Raw genomic sequence first — 17,246 nt, forward strand, 5'->3', positions numbered from 1 at the left:
GAAGACGCCGAGTGCCCCTCATCGTCGAACTCCGGTCCCCCGCCGGTGTCGATGCGTACCCGGAATGAGCCTGCCCATGCTCGCATACCCCACCCGACACCCCGCACCTCCTCGAAAGAGCGCTCTGCTCGGCTAGTCCGACCTCTGTCCGCCGCGCGCGGACTCCCGGATCGGCCGCCGTGCGCGCTGCCGGTCCACCCAGACCGCTCTTTCGGAGTACCCGCTCCGATCCTGCTTCACACCCGAATGGAACAGGTTCTGTGACCACCACCGTCCGTGTCGACGCCCCATCGGCGCCACCTCTCGCCTTCGCGGCGCGCACCCCCATCGACTGGGTCAAGCGCTACGCCATCCGAGTCGCCTTCGGCGACACCATCGCCGTGCTCGCCAGCATCGCCGGCGCCCACCTGATCGCCTTCGGCACGGTCAACACGGCGATCTCCTCGCGCAACATGCTCGACGGGGTGGTCACCCCGCTGCACATGGGGCTCGTGCTCACCGTGCTGTGGTCGCTCGCCTTGCAGATGATGGACACCCGGGCAGGGCGCATCATCGGCTCGGGCGCCACCGAGTACAAGCGCGTGGTCCACTCCTCCATCCTCACCTTCGGGCTCTTCCTCTTCGGGGCGTTCTTCCTCGACCTCGACATCTCGCGGTCCTACGCGATCGCCGTCTTCCCCCTCGGGATCGCCGCGATCCTCACCAACCGGTGGCTCTGCCGGCAGTGGCTCCTGGCCCGCCGCGCCCACGGCGAGTACAGCTCGCGGGTGGTGCTGATCGGCTCGCAGCGCTCGGTGCTCGAAACCGCCCGCGACCTCGGCCGCAACCCTGCAGTCGGCTACAAGGTGGTCGGCGTCGGCCTGACCGACGGGCCCGACGAGGGCACCCTGCTCGGGACCGATCTGCCCATCCTCGGCGCGATCGACGACATTCCGCACCGCCTGGACGCGTACGGCGCCGACACCCTGATCGCGACCAACTCCGATCACCTGCCCGCCGAGCGGGTGCGGGAGATCAGCTGGAACCTGCACCCTCAGCGGCACCAGCTGGTGCTGGCGCCGAGCATCACCGACATCGCCGGCAGCCGGGTGCACCTGCGACCTGTCGCCGGCCTGCCCCTGCTGCACGTCGAGACTCCGCAGTACGAGGGCCCCCAGCGGGTGGCCAAGCGCATCTTCGACGTGGTCGTCTCCGGCGCGATCCTCGCCGTCCTGCTGCCGCTCTTCCTCGCAGTGGCCGTGCTCATCAAGCGGGCCGATCGCGGACCGGTGTTCTACTCGCAGGAGCGTGTGGGACGCGACGGGGAGTCGTTCCGGATCCTCAAGTTCCGCTCCATGTACGTCGACGCGGACGCCCGCCGGGCCGACCTGCTGGCCGAGATCTCGGGCGAGCGCCGGCTGTTCAAGATGAAGGACGACCCCCGCGTCACCCCGATCGGCCGCATCCTCCGCCGCTACTCCATCGACGAGCTGCCCCAGCTGATCAACGTGCTGCGCGGCGACATGAGCCTGGTCGGCCCGCGGCCCGCACTGCCCGAGGAGGTCTCCGACTACAGCTCGAAAGAGCGCCGCCGCCTCGCCGTCATGCCGGGCATGAGCGGCCTCTGGCAGGTCAGCGGTCGATCCAACCTCGGGTGGGACGACGGCATCCGGCTCGACCTCTACTACGCCGACAACTGGTCCATGACGGGCGACCTCATCATCCTCTGGCGCACCGCCAAGACCGTGCTGTTCCCGGACGGCGCCTACTGAGACTTCCGCTGGCCGGAGACCTTCTCCCCACCCCTGGGCCGCTCGTTTACCCGGACGAGTCGGACGCACCAGCGAGTTCCCCCACTCGGCGTCCTCGGCCCCGGTCCCCGGCCAGCGGAGCACTTCCCGCCGCGCCCGGTGCGGACGCGCGGCGACCTCAGTACAGCAGGTTGGTGAGGCGGCGGCGTGCCGCGATCACACGGGGATCGTCGGCCCCGGCGATCTCGAAGTACTCGAGCATGCGGGCGCGCACCGCGTTCTTGCCCGGCTGGTCCAGCTTCGGGAAGAGCGTGAGCAGCCGGTCGAAGGCGTCCTCGAGGTGTCCGCCGGACAGGTCGAGGTCGGCAACATCCAACTGCGCGTCCACGTCGTCGGGCTTCGCGGCGGCGGCCGCCCGCGTGCCATCCAGTGTCTTGCCGACGAGCCGGGCGAGCAGGCTCACCTGGGCGAGCCCCGCCACCGCGAGCGCGTCGCGAGGGTCCTGGGCGATGGCGGTGCGGTACTCCGCGATCGCCGTCTCGTAGTCGCCGCGCTCGATGGCCGCGTAGGCCTCGGCATGATGCGGCGGCAGCGGCTCCTCGCCGGCATCCTGCTGCACGGCCGGTGCCCCGTCGACAGGCACCGAGCCGGTGACGCCGTTCTGGGCCGCGAGTTCGAGCAGCTGCTCGAGCACGTCCCGGATCTGCGCCTCGGGCAGCACGCCCGCGAACAGGGCGAGCGGGCGGCCTCCCAGCACGGCGGCGACGGTGGGCAGCGACTGGGCCTGGAACGCCTGCGCGAGCTGAGGGTTGGCCTCGACATCGACCGTCACGAGCACGATGCGGCCCGCGTACCCGGTGACGAGCCGCTCGAGCACCGGCGAGAGCTCCTTGCACGGCGGGCTCCACTCGGCCCACAGGTCGACGAGGACCGGCACCTCGCGGGACAGCTCCAGCACCTGGCCGAAGTTCGCGTCGGTGCCCTCGAGCACCAGGCCCGGGAGCGCCGGGCTGGGGCCAGGTCCGCCGGCGGGTGCCGTGCCCGGCCCACCCGGCGGGGGGGCGGTCCTGCGGTTCACCAGCGGCGAGAGGTCGATCGCCCCTCTGAGGTTGCCCGGCGGCACGGTCGAACTCACGAATCACAGCTCCTTCACGCCGATGAGTGCCTGAGCGTAGCCGAGGAGCAGGACCTTGCCCTCATCGATGCTCGGCGGCACGTAGAACATGAGCTGGAAGCCGTAGGTGGACCGCACCCCTGTCTCGGTGGACTTGATGCCGGACAGCGCCTCGGCCTGCCCCTCCAGGTTCACCGTGGCGCCGTCCGCGGTCGGCTTCGCGGTCTCCTGCTCGATGATGCTCGTCACCACGATGGCGCCGGAGTCGTTGCTCGCGAAGGCGAGGATCGGCCCCGAGCCCGTGTCGTTGCCGAACTTGAGGGACGCCGTCTCCGGGAAGTCCTTCTTCTTCTTCGCCTTGTACTCGGCTCCGACCTGTGAGCGAAGCCCGTCGGGCTCCGCCTCGAAGACGTCGAAGAACTTGCTGTCCTTGCCCTTCAGCAGGATGTCCGCGTACTCGGCCCCCACCTGGTCCGGCTGGACCGAGAGGAGCTTGACGTCGTTCTGCAGCACGGCCGCCCCGATCTCGGGCGGCGCCACCGCCGGGAAGGGCGCGTTGGCCTGCAGCTTCATGGAGTAGTTGACGAGATAGTTGTCCCGAGGCGTGTCCTGAACGAGGACGAGTGCCAGTGGGGCGACCTGCGGGTCGTCGCCGCCCACCACCGCCATCACCGTGCGCGGCCAGGTGTCGGTCGCCTCCGGCAGGTCCAGTTTGATGGGGGTGGCCGGGATCGGATCGACCGGGTCGAACTTGTCGTTCTTGCCGCGGATCTTGTAGTTGGCCTTGCGCTCCTGATAGGCGGGCCCCGTCATCCTCGTCTTCAGCAGATCGGTGTCGCTGTCCTTGTCCGCCTTGGCAACGGTGGTGGAGACGCGCCCGATGATCCGGGCGAGCTGCCCCTCGGTCACCGCGACGGGCACGACCTCTTCGACGGGCGCGCCGGTCACGGTGGACGTGGGCACCGGGGCCTCGTCGCCCTGCAGCAGTGTGTCGAGCTCCGGGCTGGAGCAGCCCGAGAGCAGCAGTCCGGACACGAGGGTGAGACCGCCGGCGGCGATCATGCTGCGGCGCGACGAGCGGCGACCCTTCGCGGTGGTTGCCGGCTCGAGCACCGCAGCCCGCTGGGCGCGTGGCCGCGGCGCCTGCGGGAGCTTGCGCTGCTTGGGCCCCGACTTGCGGCGAGGGCCGCGGGTCTTGCGCATGTGCACGAGTCCCCAGATATAGAGGAACAGGCCGACCAGGAGCAGCACCCCTCCGCCGATGATCAGCGGGCCAGCCCACGGGGTGGAGTGGGACAGCGGCCAGCTGAGGCGCACCTCGGAGGGTGCGGGGAGCGTCCCGTCGCTGGCGATGAGGACGGACACGTCGTCGGGGACGTTGACCGTCCAGGCCAGCGTGCCGGCGCTCTGCCGCTCCTCGAGCCACAGGTCGGATCCCAGCGGACTCGGTCCCGTCGCGGAGTCCCCGGCGGGGGCGTCCCCGGCCGCTGCGCCGGCGGGAGGGTCGACCCGCTCGGCGACGAGGTCCGCGGCCTTCGGGTCGAAGGAGACCGCGTTGTACGACTCGGAGCCCAGCCAGGCCATCACGTCGGTCGTGCGCCCGTACGCCACGAAGATCTGCTCGGCACCGTTCACGACGAGCCGCTGCTGTCCTGCGTTGCTGTTCAGCACGGAGCCGTCGATCACGGTGAACGCGGCGTCACCCTCGGCGACTGCCGAGGTGGTGAGCCGGTCGGGCGGTGCCAGCACCGTGCGCTGCGCGATCCCGAATGCGATCATGGCAGCGGCGACGACGAAGGCGACGATGGCGGAGAGGAACCGCACGTCACATCACTCCTTCCGAACTGCCGCGGCGCGAACCGGCGCTTCGGGACGGGCCCGCCCGCTATGGATACGGGGCCCCGATCATCGTAGGTCGACTGGGGGGCACAGGCCCGAGAGGCGCTCCCACAATCAGGAAGTCGCCGGGGCGGCAGAAAAACGTGCACAAGGATAGCCGACCCTGCCGGAAGGCGCTCACAGGTTCGCTCTGCGGCGAGCAGACAGGGCCCTCCGGCTTCCGTTCCGTGCGCCGGACCGCGGTCTAAGCTGGGCGACGGTGGCGGGCGCTAGCGCCGCTTCGCGACACCGACGACGCAAGGCAGGAGTGATCGTGGCTACGGACGACGCACAGTTCAACCCGGCGATGCGCGGCTACAACCGCGAAGAGGTGGACAAGGCCCTCAAGGATCTGCGCCGGGACCTCATCAAGGCGAACGGCAACTACACCGAGGCCCAGAAGGAGATCAAGCGGCTCAGCGCGCAGGTCGAGGACCTGAGCGCCGAGCTCGATGAGGTCGGCAGCCCGACCTACTCCGGCCTCGGCCACAAGCTGGAGAACACCCTCCGCATCGCGGAGGAGCAGTCGACGCGACTCATCGCTCAGGCCGACATCGACGCGGAGCGCCTGCGCACGGGCGTGCAGGCGGACATCGACCGGCTCAAGCTGGAAGCCGCCGAGCACGCCGAGCGCACCCTCCAGGACGCGAGGTCCCGCGCTGCCGCGATCCTGGAGTCGGCTCGCGCCGAAGCGGACGACATGACCATGCGCGCCCAGGACACCGCCGAGCAGGCGCTGCAGGATGCGTCCCGCGAGGCGGCCGCGATCCGCGGCAGCGTGGCCACCGAGGCCGCCGAGACGCGCGGCACCGTCAAGCGGGAGGTCGCCGCGATCCGCGCGACCGCCGAGCGCGAGGCCGCCGAGCTGCGTGCGGTGGCCGACCGGGAGACCGCCGCGGCGCGCGAAGACGCCGGGCGCCTGGCGCGCGAGACGGACCTCGCCCGAGCGGCGGTGGAGCGCGAGCTCGACGAGGCACGCACGGAACTGGACCAGGAGATCGCCGCGGCACGCGAGGACTCCGACCGCGAGCTCACCGCTGCGCGGGCGGAGCTCGCCCGCGAACTCGCGACCGCACGTGCGGGCCTGGCCCGCGAGACCGACCTGGCCCGCGCGGAACTCGCGGCGGAGCTGGACGCCTCCCGCGCGGCTCTCGCCGGCGACAACGAGCGCACCCGCTCCCTCGTCGCCTCGGAGACCGCGAAGGCCCGAGGCGACCTCGAGCGCGAGCTGGACAAGCGGCGGGCCGACTTCGCCCGCGAGATCGAGGAGGCCCGCGCGGAGCTGGCCGGCGAGGTCGCCGACACTCGGGCGGCGCTCGCCCGGGAGACGGAGCAGGCACGGCTCGACCTCGACGTCGAGCTGAAGGCCCGGCGGGACGAGGCCGAGAAGGAGTACCTGCAGCGTCACCAGGAGGCGGTGGCACAGACGCAGAAGTATCTCGACGAGGCCAACCTGCAGCTGGCCGACGCGGTGCGCCGTGCCGGCGACAAGCGCCTCGAGGCCGACACCCTGGAGATCGCCGCCGAGCGGGACAGCCGGGTGAAGCGCGAAGCGGCAGCGGAGGCTGCCGCGACGATGCTGACCGAGGCCGAGGACCGTGCGCACGCCATCGTGTCCGAGGCGGATGAGCGCTCCCGCTCCCTCGTCCGCGACGCCGAGGAGCGGCTCGCCGCGATCCGGCAGGAGCGCGACGAGGTCGCCGCGTACTTCGAGAACCTGCGCGGTGTGCTGCAGCACGCCGAGAAGGTCAGCGCCGACAGCTGAGCTGTCGCGCAGAAGCACCTGAGTGAAGATCCTCAACCCGTTCCGGGTCGGCCTGCTGGCGGGACTCGGCGTGCTCGTCGCCATCGCGATCGGCACGATGATCGGGCAGCTCTCGACCATCCTCACCTACGTCGGCGCGGCGCTCTTCCTGGCGCTGGGCCTCGATCCGCTGGTCTCGCTGCTGGAGCGCCGCGGGATGCGGCGCTGGCTGTCGGTGATCATCGTGCTGGCCGTCGTGCTCGGCGCGATGGTGGGCATCCTGTTCGTGATCGTGCCGGTGATCGTCACCCAGGCGAGCGCCCTGGTGGAGCAGATCACCGCATACTCGGGGAGCGTCAGCTACACCGGTTTCCTCGACGACCTGCAGAGGCTCGTGGGCGACGGCATCGACGTCAAGGACCTCAACGACCAGATCCTGACCTACCTGCAGCGCAACGTCGGCACGATCGGCGGCAACGTGCTCGCCATCGGCTTCGCCATCACCGGCGGCGTGTTCGGCGTGATCATCGTCCTGATCCTCACCATCTACTTCACCGCATCTCTCGACTCGCTGAAGGCGGGCCTCTACCAGCTCGTGCCGGCCACCAAGCGGGCAAGGTTCGCGGACCTGGCCGAGCAGATCAGCACATCCGTCGGACGGTATGTGATGGGCCAGTTCGCGCTGGCGCTCTGCAACGGGATCCTGTCGCTCGTCTACCTCAGCATCATCGGAGCGCAGCTGCCCGTGGTGTTCGCGTTCCTCGCCTTCGTCTTCTCGCTGGTCCCGCTGGTCGGAACACTCAGCGGTTCCGTCGTGATCGTGCTGGCTCAGATCGTGCTGCTCCCCAACTCCCCAGGCACCTGGATCGCGGCCGCCATCTACTACCTGATCTACATGCAGGTGGAGGCGTATCTGCTGAGCCCGATCATCATGCGGCGGGCGGTGAAGGTGCCGGGGGCCATCGTGGTGATCGCCGCCCTCACCGGCGGGACGCTGCTGGGCGTGCTCGGCGCCCTGATCGCGATCCCCGTCGCGGCATCGATCCTGCTGATCTTCCGCCAGGTCGTGATCCCCCGCCAGAACGACCTCTGAACTGCTCTCGAGGGATCAGTCCCAGACCGTGGGCAGAGGCAGAGCCGCCGGATTGAGGAGACCGACGATCCGAGAGAGGACGATGCGCGTGTAGGTCTCCCCGACCCAGAGATGCTTCGCCCCCTCCACGGCCTCCACCTCGATGTTGGGCGCGACGGCGAACCTCTCGCGTGCCTGGTCGGGCCGCAGGAAGTCGTCGAACTCCGGGATGAGCGCGAGCACCGGCCGGGGGTCGTCGCGCCAGGCGGCCACGTCGGCCTGGGTGGCCCGATGCAGCGGCGGGGACAGCAGGATCACCCCGTCGACGGGCTGGTCGCGGCCCCATTTGAGGGCGAGCTCGGTGCCGAAGGACCAGCCCAGCAGCCACAGCGGACCGAGCCGGCGCTGCCGGGCGTAGGCCACCGCCGCGCGCACGTCCGCCTGCTCACCGATGCCGTCGCCGAACGCGCCGCCGCTCGTCCCTCGAGGGGACGTGGTGCCTCGGGAGTTGAAGCGGAGCACGCCGATGCCGGCGAGGGCGGGCAGTCGGGCGGCCGCCTTGCGGAGCAGGTGGGAGTCCATGAATCCCCCCGCGGTGGGCAGGGGGTGCAGGGTGACGAGCGTCGCCACCGGGGCGGTCGCCTCAGGCAGAGCCAGCTCCCCGACGAGGCTGAGTCCGTCATCCGTGTGCAGGGTGATATCTTCCCGGCGTGCGGGCAGCTCGACGCCGCCCCGGACCTCGATGCTCATGACAGCCTCCAGCACGCGCTGTGCCAGTGCCTCCGGTCGGCGAGGTCCCGAGCGTCCCCGAGGACGCCGTCGGCGCGCCAGGTCACCACGTGGGCAACGCCGGGTTCGATCGCCTTGCCGCAGCCTGGGCAGGCGTATTCCTTCGTGGCCTGGGTCTCGCCGATCGGCTGGACGTTCCAGGAACCCCCGCGGCGCACTTCCGTCCGGCGCCAGCCGGTGAGGAGGCGGGTGAGGTCGTCGTCCTCCTCCGCGCTGCGCCCCGAGCCTCTGGGTCGGTTGCTGCGCGGCATGCCTCGATCCTACGGAACAGGTTCCGACGGACCGGCGCTGGGGCGGAGGTCAGTACCAGCCGCGGTCTTCGGAGGACTGCCAGGCGCCGCACGGGCTGCCGTAGCTGCCGGCGATGTAGCCGAGGCCCCACTCGATCTGGGTGGCCGCGTTGGTCGCCCAGTCGCCGCCGGCCGAGGCCATCTTGTTTCCGGGAAGTGCCTGCGGGATGCCGTAGGCGCCGCTGGAGGGGTTCTCGGCGTACACGTTCCAGCCGGACTCCCGGTTCCAGAGAGCGACGAGGCAGTCGAACTGCTCCGAGCCCCACCCGCGCGCCGCGACCTTGTCTGCTGCGATGGCCTGTGCCGAGCCGGGGCTGGCGACGGCGACCGGTGCCGTGTACGAGGACCCGGAATCGGAGCTCGAGCTGGAGCTCGGGGGCGGGACGACCACCGGCTTGGGCTTGGGCTTCTCGGTCACCGTGTAGTCGTCGCGCTGGATGTCGGCGGCCTTGTACTCCGCCGTGGCGACGAGGATCTGCTGCTCGGCGGTGAGCGGGGCGCCCGCTGCCTGGTAGTACGGCGAGGCCGTGGCGCCCGCGTACGGGTCGGTCACGTTGACGAGGAGGAAGGCGAATGCGGCGAGGAATCCGAACAGCGAGAGGGCGATGCGACTGTGCATCGGGGCCTTCTGAACGGGTCTCGAGGAGGGTCGCCGAACGACTGGCCCGAGGGCCCGGATGGCGACAGCCGAACTCGCATGCTTTCCCACGATGCCTCCATGGTAGCAAACGCCCTGCCGAGACCCCCGGAAGCGGCGCACTTGCGGGTGTCGCGGTGGTTCAGCGGACGGCGAGCATCACGTCGACCACCGCGTCGAGGAGCAGGTCGACCTGCCACTCGAGGTAGCCGCGCCGCGCCGGACGGAAGGCGATGGTGCGCACATCGTCGACCGAGATGGGCAGCCCGTCCTTGAAGTAGCGCTCGAGTCGAGCGCAGAATTCGTCGACGTCGCGGGGCGCGTAGCCCTGCGTGAGGAAGCCTGCCCGATCGAACTTGTCGCCGGCGGGCCGGGCCAGCCGGTCGAGGATCTCCTGCGCGGCCGACCGGGCCTCGCCGAACCAGGCCTTGTCCCCCATCGTCTTCACGGCATGCTCCCGCTCCCGCAGGGCGAACGCGTCCTCGAGGCGCTCCAGCGCGGCGTCGACGTGCACCGTCGAGTAGCCGCCCTTCTCCATGGGGAAGGCGGTGCGCCGGATGGTCTTGGCGTCCACCGTCGCGGTGCCGCCGATCGGCAGCTCGTACGCGCGCCGCGCCGCCTGCAGGAAGGCGTCGACGTCTTCCATCCGGTAGCCGAGCTTGGAGGGGCGGCTGCGCGGAAACGTGGTCGCCATGGCACTCATTGTGCCGTACCGGCTCCGCGCACCCGGGAAGGCTCAGCCGAAAACGAGATACAGGGCGAGGGCTGCGGCGGCCGACGGGAGGATCGAGTCGAGCCGGTCCAGGAAGCCGCCGTGACCCGGCAGCAGTGAGCTGATGTCCTTGATGCCCAGGTCGCGCTTGATGAGCGACTCGGTGAGGTCCCCCATGGTGGCGGTGGCGACGATCACGAGCCCGAAGAGGATGCCGAAATACCACGGCAGGTGAAGCAGGAAGACGGACATCGGCACGGCGGCGAGGATGGCGGCGACAACCGATCCGGCGAAGCCCTCCCACGTCTTCTTGGGGCTGATCTTCGGCGCCATCTGGTGCTTGCCGAAGGCCAGTCCGCTGCCGTACGCGCCGATGTCGATCGCCACGACGACGACCAGGAACGACATGGTCCACCACTGGCCGTCCTCGCCCGCGGTCAGCACGACCGCACAGGACGCGAGCAGGGTGAGGTAGAGCTGGATGAACGTGCCGGCTCCCAGGTCCCGCAGCAGCTCGCGGGCGTCGGGCCGATTGCGGCTGACGGCGACCTCGACGAGGCGCCACACGCTGACGAAGGCGATCGCGCCGAGGAGGGCGGGCCACTGGGCACCGGGGATCCAGTACGCGACCGGCAGGGCACCGACCGACGCGATGACGGAGGCGGTGCGCGGCACGTCCCGCCCCGCGTACCGCAGGGCACCGGCGAGCTCGGCGGCGCCGAAGCCCACGAGGACGCCTGCGACGATGAGGAAGAGCGCCTTCAGGTAGATGAGGCTGAAGATCATCGCGAACCCCAGCACCAGGCCGACCACCACGGCGAAGAGCAGGTTGCGCCCGGTTCGGGCGTTGATCCGCTCCTGCGCCTCGTCGAACTGCTCGCGAGCGGCGCGCACCTGAGCCTGGAGCTCGGCGACCTCGGCCTGCAGATCGTTCTTGTTGCGCGGCGCCCGCCATCGGCGGGGCGGCTTGGGTGCACTCACCTCGGCTGCTTCGCGGCGCCTCTAGACCTCGAGGAGTTCCGCTTCTTTCCGCTTCAGCGCCTCGTCGATCGCGTCGATGTGCGCCTTGGTGACCTGCTCGAGCTCCTTCTCGCCGCGAGCCAGGTCATCGTCGCCCACCTCGCCCTTCAGCGCCTCCAGATCGTCCTTGGCGCGGCGGCGGATGTTGCGGATGGACACCTTCGCGTCCTCGCCCTTGCCGCGCACGATCTTGACGAACTCCTTGCGGCGGTCCTCGGTGAGCTCGGGCAGCGTGACCCGGATGATGTTGCCGTCGTTCGACGGGTTCGCCCCGAGGTTCGGCATGGTCGCGATGGCCCGCTCGATCTCCTTCAGCGCGCTCTTGTCGTAAGGCGTGACGATGAGCACCCGCGCCTCGGGGTTCTGCAGGGAGGCCAGCTGGGCGAGCGGCGTCGGCGATCCGTAGTAGTCGACCGGGATCTTCTGGAAGAGCGCCGGGTTGGCGCGTCCCGTTCGGACGGTGGAGAAGTCCTCCTTGGCGACATCGACGGCCTTCTTCATCCGGTCGGTCGCCTCTGCCAGCACATCCGGGATCACGGCGCACTCCTTCGGTTCGTAGCTGTCTCATCCTAAGCGGGTCGCCGCCCCCGCCCCCGACTCCCCCGCAGTGCTCAGGCGGTGACGAGGGTGCCGATCGGCGCCTTGCCGAGGATGGCGCTCGTGACGTTGCCGGGACCGTCGATGCCGAAGACGACCATGTCCATCCCGTTGTCCATGCAGAGGCTGAAGGCGGTGGAGTCCACCACCTTGAGCCCGTTCTGCAGGGCGTGCTGGTAGGTGACATGGTCGAGCTTGACCGCGCCGGAGTCGAGGCGGGGATCCGCCGTGTAGACGCCGTCCACGCCGTTCTTGGCGACCAGCACAACGTCCGCGCGGATCTCGAGAGCGCGCTGCGCGGAGACGGTGTCGGTGGAGAAGTAGGGCAGGCCTGCGCCGGCACCGAAGATGACCACGCGGCCCTTCTCGAGGTGCCGGATCGCCCGGCGGGGGATGTACGGCTCGGCCACCTGGGTCATCGCGATCGCGGACTGGACCCGCGTCTCGGCGCCCGCCTGCTCGAGGAAGTCCTGCAGCGCGAGGGCGTTCATCACGGTGCCGAGCATTCCCATGTAGTCGGCGCGGCCGCGCTCCATGCCGCCCTGCTGGAGCTGCGCACCCCGGAAGAAGTTGCCACCGCCGACCACGATCGCGATCTCGACCGACTTGGACGCCGCCGCGATCTCGCGTGCCAGCGCGCTGACGACCTCAGGATCGACGCCGAGAGCCCCGTTGCCGAAGGCCTCCCCCGAGAGCTTCAGAAGAACCCGTCGTCTGCCGGTCGCCGTCATGGTGTCCTCTCTCATGGCCCGGCCCAGACTATCGGGGCCTGACCGGCGTCGAACGATGCGGCTGCACCGTCTCAGCAGGCCGGGCGAGGGGACCGACCCCAGGACCCGGGCCTGCTTCGCACCGCCCCTGGTCATCGGTGGGGTCGGCGCCGACTCTAGGCACTGCCGAAGCGCGTTCCGTTCGCCTGCAACGGCGGCGTCACCGGAAGCGCCGGTGTGAGGCCCGGCATGCCGTGCAGCCGCTGACGGAACCACCCGTCTCCATACCACGATGACTCGTGGACGATCAGTCCGTTCTCCACGTGGAATACGTCGATCGCGTGCAGCTCCAGAATCTGTCCACTCGGCGCGACGCCGTCGAACTCCCCCACCACCGGAGAGGTCTGGCACCACTCGACCACTGCATCGAGGCCGTCGACGAGCATCCGGATGGGGACGTACCGCACCTCAGGGAGGGCGGCGAAATACCAGTTCAGGTAGGGTCGCAGTTCGGACTTGCCGGTGAACGCCCGGCCGATCGTGACGTCCTCGAGGACGCCGTCGTCGGCCCACCAGCGCAACACGGCGTCAACGTCCCCCGCCTCGGCGTCCGCGAAGATCGCCTCAATCACCTCGCGAGTCGATCGCTCAGTCACCACGGTGCCACTCCTCCGTCCACGCTGATCGCATGGCCGGTCATGGCCTCGGCGGGGCCGCGTGTCAGGTACCGCACCAGTCCCGCGATTTCCTCCGGCTCCACGAAGCGGCCGATCCGGGACGGGGCGAGCCACCCAGCCAGCAGTGCCTCCGCGTCGACGCCGTCCCGCTCGGCTGTCCAGTCCAGACACTGACGGAACAGGGCCGTATCAACAGCGCCCGGGCATACCGAGTAGGCCTGGACACCGAAGGCGGCCAGCTCCAGCGCCATGACGCGGGTGAGCATGATCACCGCCGCCTTCGAGGCGCAGTAGTGGGCCTGGTCGGCAAGCGGCACCTTGCCGGCGGACGAGGAGATATTCACGATCCGTCCGGAGCCGCGCTCCGCCATGCGCTTGCCGAAAACCTGGCTGGCGACGGCCGTGCCGGTCACATTCACGGAGAACACCTCGTCGAAGTCGTTCTCGGTGAGGTCGAAGAAGGAGCCCATGGTCAAGACTCCCGCGTTGTTCACGAGCGCCCCGATCTGCCCTCCGTCCGCAGTGATGTCAGAGGCCACCCGCTCAAGTGCTGCTCGATCCCTGATGTCGGCCGCGATGATGCCGGGGCCGGACGATCGATCGATGCCCAGCACCTGGAAATCCTCCGAGAGCGCCGCCACGATGGCCCGCCCGATCGTGCCGGTCGCCCCGGTAACGACCGCGAACTGCTTGGTCATCGGAATCCCTTCAATCCTTTGGATGAGCGGTCGGACACCGCGTCACTGATCAGGCTCACTGCGGTAACGACCACGACAAGCAGGAGACCGGGGGCGAGCACCAGCCAGGGGGCACTGGAGAAGTACGCCTGACCTTCCCGGATCATGTTTCCCCAGGTGGCAGTAGGCGGCTGGATGCCGAGACCGAGAAAGCTCAGCGTCGCCTCCAGCAGGATCGTGTACGAGATGCCGGTCGTGAACAGCACCATCACCTGCGGGGAGATGTTCGGCAGCAGGTGTCGAAGCAGGACACGCCACCGGGGAACGCCGAGCGTCCTCAGCGCCGCCACGTAGTCGAGGCTCGACTCTGCGCGCACCTGCGCGGTGACGACGCGGGCAGCATTCACCCAGGAGACCGCACCCACGACGAGCAGGAGGTTGCCGATGCCTGGCCCGAGCACCGACTGCAGGGCGGCGGCGAGCAGCAGGTACGGAAAGGCCATGAAGATGTCGGTGAAGCGCATCAGTCCGTTCGAGAGCCAGCCGACGGTCGATCCCGCGAGGAGCCCGACGAGGCTGCCGATCGCGGTCGCTACAAGACTTCCCACGACGCCGATCAGCAGCGACAGGCGCCCACCCACGATCGCCCGGCTCAGCTCGTCACGGCCGAGCGGGTCGGTGCCGAAGGGGTGAGTCCAGCCGGGAGCCAAGGGGAAGCCGATGGGGCTGAGGCCATCGGCCAGCTGCTCATTCGGGTCGTAAGGGGTCGGCAGCACGTAGAAGAGCACAACCAGGAGCGCTAACGCCACACCGCCGACCAGCGGGCGGCGGCTGGCGCGTGGAGGGGCCAGTGCGACGAGAGGGCCCTGCATGAGGGCGGTCATCGATGAGCCATCCGCGGATCGAGGAGAGGGTAGACCAGGTCGATGATCAGATTGACGGTCACGATTGCGACCGCGGAAACCAGCACTGTGCCGACGATCATCGGGGTGTCGTAATCGGTGATGGCCCGGTAGGCCAGGGTGCCGATCCCCGGCCACGCGAAGATGGCCTCGACTGCGATGACACCGGACAGGAAATAACCCAGGTCCATGCCCATCCAGGTGAGGACCGGGAGGAAGGAGTTGCGCAGCGTGTGCCGCACGAACACCGCGCTCTCGCGCATGCCCCGGGAACGACTCGCTCGGACGAAGTCAGCGTCCATCACCTCGACGAGCCTGCCGCGCAGGAGCCTCGCGTAGTAGGCGCCACCGGTGAGTCCGATGGTGAGTGCCGGCAGCACGAGGTGGGCGGCGCTGCCATAGCCGCTCACCGGGAACACCGGTAGCAGATACGCGAAGACGAACACGAGAACGAGACCCATCAGGAAGGGCGGTACGCCCATACCGAGGACCACCGTGCCCATGGCCGCCCGGTCCTTCCAGGTGCCCCGCATCAGCGCCGCGAAGACGCCGGTGCCCACTCCGATCAGGAGACTGAGCAGCAGCCCCGCGACGGCCAGAGCCGCGGTTGCGCCGGCCCGCGCGGCGATGGCCTGCCCGACGTCCTGCTGAGTCGCGAAGCTGAACCCCAGGTCGCCCCGGAACAGTCCGCCCCAGAACCGAAGGTACTGCTGCCAGATCGGAAGATCGAAGCCGTATCGCGCTTTGATCGCCTCGATCTGGTCGGCCTGGATCCGGCCCCCGAGCACCGCCGACACCGGATCCGCGGGGATGACGTAAATCAGCACGAACGTCGCCGAGACGACGACCACCACGGCGGCGAGCAGCCAGACCAGGCGGCCGGCGAGGAATCGGGGGAAGCCGGAGGCCGGGACGACTGCGCGAGGTCGGGTGAGGGTCACTCCCCTGAGATCCAGTAGTCAGCGAAGCGCCAGAGATGCACAGGATGGATGTAGTACGAGACATCCGACTGGCGCACATTCTGGGTGATCGAGTGATACAGGTAGACGAAGGGCGCGGTGGCCGTCACCTCCGCGTCGAGCGCCTGGATCGCTTCCGCCCGACCCTCGGTAAGACTCGACAACTCGCGAATCTTGGCCTCGACATCCGGGTTCGAGTAGTAGAACATGTTCGATCCGCCGGCGTTCTCGGGCAGCAGCAAGCTGGCGAAGAAGTCGTAGGCGTCGGGGTAGTAGTTGAGCCAGTAGGTGAAGAACATCGGCGCCTGGTCCTCGGCGCCCACGGTCGCATAGAAGGTGCTCTGGTCCACTGCATTGATCGTCACATCCACGCCCACCTTGGCAAGGTCGGCCGAGATGGATTGGACGACGCGCATGCTCTGCTCGTCGTTCACCGTGAGGATCTCGCTGCTGAAGCCGTCCGCGTACCCTGCCTGGGCGAGCAGGTCCTTGGCCTTCTTCACGTCGTGCTCGTACCCCTTCGCGTCGGGGTCGAAGCCGGGCAGCGGCGGCGGCGTGAGCTGGCTGGCCACCGTTCCGCGCCCGTTCAGAAGCTGAACGAGGCGATCCTTGTCGACCGCGTAGTTCAGGGCTTGCCGCACCTCCGCGCTATCGAACGGCGCCTGGTTGTTCTTCATGCCGAGGAAGTAGGTGGTCGCGTCCTCGTTCTGCACCACGTACGGGGCGAAGTCCTTGCCCTGGACGAGTTCCTGGTACGCCGCGGCAGGGACGTCGGTGATGCTCAGGTCCCCGCGCTGGAACTCCAGGACGCGGGTCTGGTCGCTCACGTTCAGATCGACCTGAACCTTGTCAAGGTAGGGCTTCCCCGGGATGAAGTACGCGGGATTGCGTGCAAGCACCAGCTCCTGCCCCGGAGTCAGGCTCTCCACCGTGAAGGGCCCTGAACCGAGGGCGTGCTGCGAGATGTCCTCCGGGTACTTCTTCACCTGGGCCTCGCTCATGATGCGCGCATACGGCATCGCGAGGATGTTGGCGAAGTATGGCTGCGGCTCGACGAGCTCGATGACGACGTTGGACTTGTCGGGCGCGGTGATGCCGCTGATGCTGTCAGCGCTCCCGTCCATGTAGTCCGCCGCCCCGGCGATGTTCGAGAAGAGATAGGAGCCGGGCGACGCGGTGTCCGGATCGAGGAGCCGGTTGAAGCTGAACAGGATGTCGTCGGTGGTCAGCGGGCTGCCGTCCGAGAAGTTCAGCCCGTCTCGCAACTGGAAAGCGTAGGTCAGTCCGTCCTCGCTGACAGTCCAGGTCTCCGCGAGGTCGCCTGTGACGCCAAGGCCCTCGTCGTAGTCGACGAGAGACGAGAACACCGCAACGACCATCGACCACGAGGTGGCGTCATATCCGGCCTGGGCCGGGTCAAGCGTCGGCAGGTCACTGGCAAGCGCCATGTGGAATGTGCCGCCGGTGACGGGTGGCCCCGTGAGGACCGGCGCCGACGGCGCCTGCGCAGGGGCGCAGCCCGTCAGGAGGGCGACCGAGGTGAGGAGGAGTGCAGCGGCAGTGACGGTCTTGCGGAGCATGTTTCAGCTTTCTGGCAGTGCATCAGGGCGTGGCTGGGGTCGGGACGGAACTCCGGAGGCCTCCGCTGATTCCGACAATACGGGCCCCTTCATGGGCGGACAGGCCCGTGCTCCTGATCGGTACTTGTTCGCAACAGGTGCGAAACGACCCCGAAATG

17 protein-coding genes are annotated in these 17,246 nt (G+C 69.1%); 3 read left to right on the forward strand and 14 right to left on the reverse strand.

Annotation, left to right across the window (positions count from 1 at the left end):
- The first annotated feature begins 260 nt into the window (after positions 1-260).
- The gene (locus JWR33_RS09375) at positions 261-1,751 is read left to right on the forward strand and encodes a sugar transferase (RefSeq protein WP_297411363.1); all 1,491 of its coding nucleotides are present in this window, start codon (positions 261-263) and stop codon (positions 1,749-1,751) included.
- Between the two features lie 157 nt (positions 1,752-1,908).
- Here JWR33_RS09375 and JWR33_RS09380 read toward each other — a convergent pair whose 3' ends face one another.
- Positions 1,909-2,865: a tetratricopeptide repeat protein gene (locus JWR33_RS09380; protein WP_297411364.1), complete on the reverse strand. Its 957-nt coding sequence runs from the start codon at positions 2,863-2,865 to the stop codon at positions 1,909-1,911.
- 3 nt (positions 2,866-2,868) lie between these two features.
- The gene (locus JWR33_RS09385) at positions 2,869-4,668 is read right to left on the reverse strand and encodes a hypothetical protein (RefSeq protein ID WP_297411367.1); all 1,800 of its coding nucleotides are present in this window, start codon (positions 4,666-4,668) and stop codon (positions 2,869-2,871) included.
- 328 nt (positions 4,669-4,996) lie between these two features.
- Between JWR33_RS09385 and JWR33_RS09390 the strand changes: the two genes are divergently transcribed.
- Together JWR33_RS09390 and JWR33_RS09395 are read left to right on the forward strand one after the other, a co-directional pair.
- A complete protein-coding gene (locus tag JWR33_RS09390; RefSeq protein WP_297411369.1) occupies positions 4,997-6,487 on the forward strand; it encodes a DivIVA domain-containing protein in 1,491 nt (496 codons plus the stop codon).
- A gap of 22 nt (positions 6,488-6,509) precedes the next feature.
- Entirely contained in the window at positions 6,510-7,559 is a 1,050-nt protein-coding gene (locus JWR33_RS09395) for an AI-2E family transporter (protein ID WP_297411371.1), read from the forward strand.
- A gap of 15 nt (positions 7,560-7,574) precedes the next feature.
- Here JWR33_RS09395 and JWR33_RS09400 read toward each other — a convergent pair whose 3' ends face one another.
- The 12 genes from JWR33_RS09400 to JWR33_RS09455 all read right to left on the reverse strand — a co-directional run bounded on the left by JWR33_RS09400 (position 7,575) and on the right by JWR33_RS09455 (position 17,088).
- On the reverse strand, positions 7,575-8,288 hold the full coding sequence (locus JWR33_RS09400) for an alpha/beta fold hydrolase (protein WP_297411373.1): 714 nt from the start codon (positions 8,286-8,288) through the stop codon (positions 7,575-7,577).
- Positions 8,285-8,578 carry a hypothetical protein gene (locus JWR33_RS09405; RefSeq protein ID WP_297411375.1) on the reverse strand — a complete coding sequence of 98 codons (294 nt, stop codon included), beginning with the start codon at positions 8,576-8,578 and terminating at the stop codon, positions 8,285-8,287. The genes JWR33_RS09400 and JWR33_RS09405 overlap by 4 nt, the downstream gene beginning before the upstream one ends.
- Positions 8,579-8,627: 49 nt before the next feature.
- Entirely contained in the window at positions 8,628-9,236 is a 609-nt protein-coding gene (locus JWR33_RS09410; protein WP_297411377.1) for a lytic transglycosylase domain-containing protein, read from the reverse strand.
- 160 nt (positions 9,237-9,396) lie between these two features.
- A complete protein-coding gene (locus JWR33_RS09415; RefSeq protein ID WP_297411379.1) occupies positions 9,397-9,948 on the reverse strand; it encodes a DivIVA domain-containing protein in 552 nt (183 codons plus the stop codon).
- 42 nt (positions 9,949-9,990) lie between these two features.
- Entirely contained in the window at positions 9,991-10,947 is a 957-nt protein-coding gene (locus JWR33_RS09420) for a phosphatidate cytidylyltransferase (RefSeq protein WP_297411381.1), read from the reverse strand.
- A 21-nt stretch (positions 10,948-10,968) separates the two neighbouring features.
- Positions 10,969-11,523 (reverse strand): ribosome recycling factor, encoded by a 555-nt coding sequence (gene frr, locus JWR33_RS09425; protein WP_297411383.1) that lies wholly within the window; start codon positions 11,521-11,523, stop codon positions 10,969-10,971.
- Positions 11,524-11,597: 74 nt separating this feature from the next.
- Complete coding sequence (pyrH, locus tag JWR33_RS09430) at positions 11,598-12,329, reverse strand: UMP kinase (protein WP_297411385.1); 732 nt, start codon at positions 12,327-12,329, stop codon at positions 11,598-11,600.
- A gap of 140 nt (positions 12,330-12,469) precedes the next feature.
- Positions 12,470-12,925 carry a nuclear transport factor 2 family protein gene (locus JWR33_RS09435; protein WP_297411387.1) on the reverse strand — a complete coding sequence of 152 codons (456 nt, stop codon included), beginning with the start codon at positions 12,923-12,925 and terminating at the stop codon, positions 12,470-12,472.
- Between the two features lie 20 nt (positions 12,926-12,945).
- On the reverse strand, positions 12,946-13,668 hold the full coding sequence (locus JWR33_RS09440) for an SDR family oxidoreductase (protein ID WP_297411389.1): 723 nt from the start codon (positions 13,666-13,668) through the stop codon (positions 12,946-12,948).
- The gene (locus tag JWR33_RS09445; protein ID WP_297411391.1) at positions 13,665-14,531 is read right to left on the reverse strand and encodes an ABC transporter permease; all 867 of its coding nucleotides are present in this window, start codon (positions 14,529-14,531) and stop codon (positions 13,665-13,667) included. The genes JWR33_RS09440 and JWR33_RS09445 overlap by 4 nt, the downstream gene beginning before the upstream one ends.
- The gene (locus tag JWR33_RS09450; RefSeq protein WP_297411393.1) at positions 14,528-15,490 is read right to left on the reverse strand and encodes an ABC transporter permease; all 963 of its coding nucleotides are present in this window, start codon (positions 15,488-15,490) and stop codon (positions 14,528-14,530) included. Before JWR33_RS09450 ends, JWR33_RS09445 begins: the two co-directional genes overlap by 4 nt.
- Complete coding sequence (locus JWR33_RS09455; RefSeq protein ID WP_297411395.1) at positions 15,487-17,088, reverse strand: ABC transporter substrate-binding protein; 1,602 nt, start codon at positions 17,086-17,088, stop codon at positions 15,487-15,489. Before JWR33_RS09455 ends, JWR33_RS09450 begins: the two co-directional genes overlap by 4 nt.
- Positions 17,089-17,246: the final 158 nt, after the last annotated feature.

This window comes from Naasia sp. (genome assembly GCF_025465545.1).
Taxonomy (GTDB): Bacteria; Actinomycetota; Actinomycetes; order Actinomycetales; family Microbacteriaceae; genus Naasia.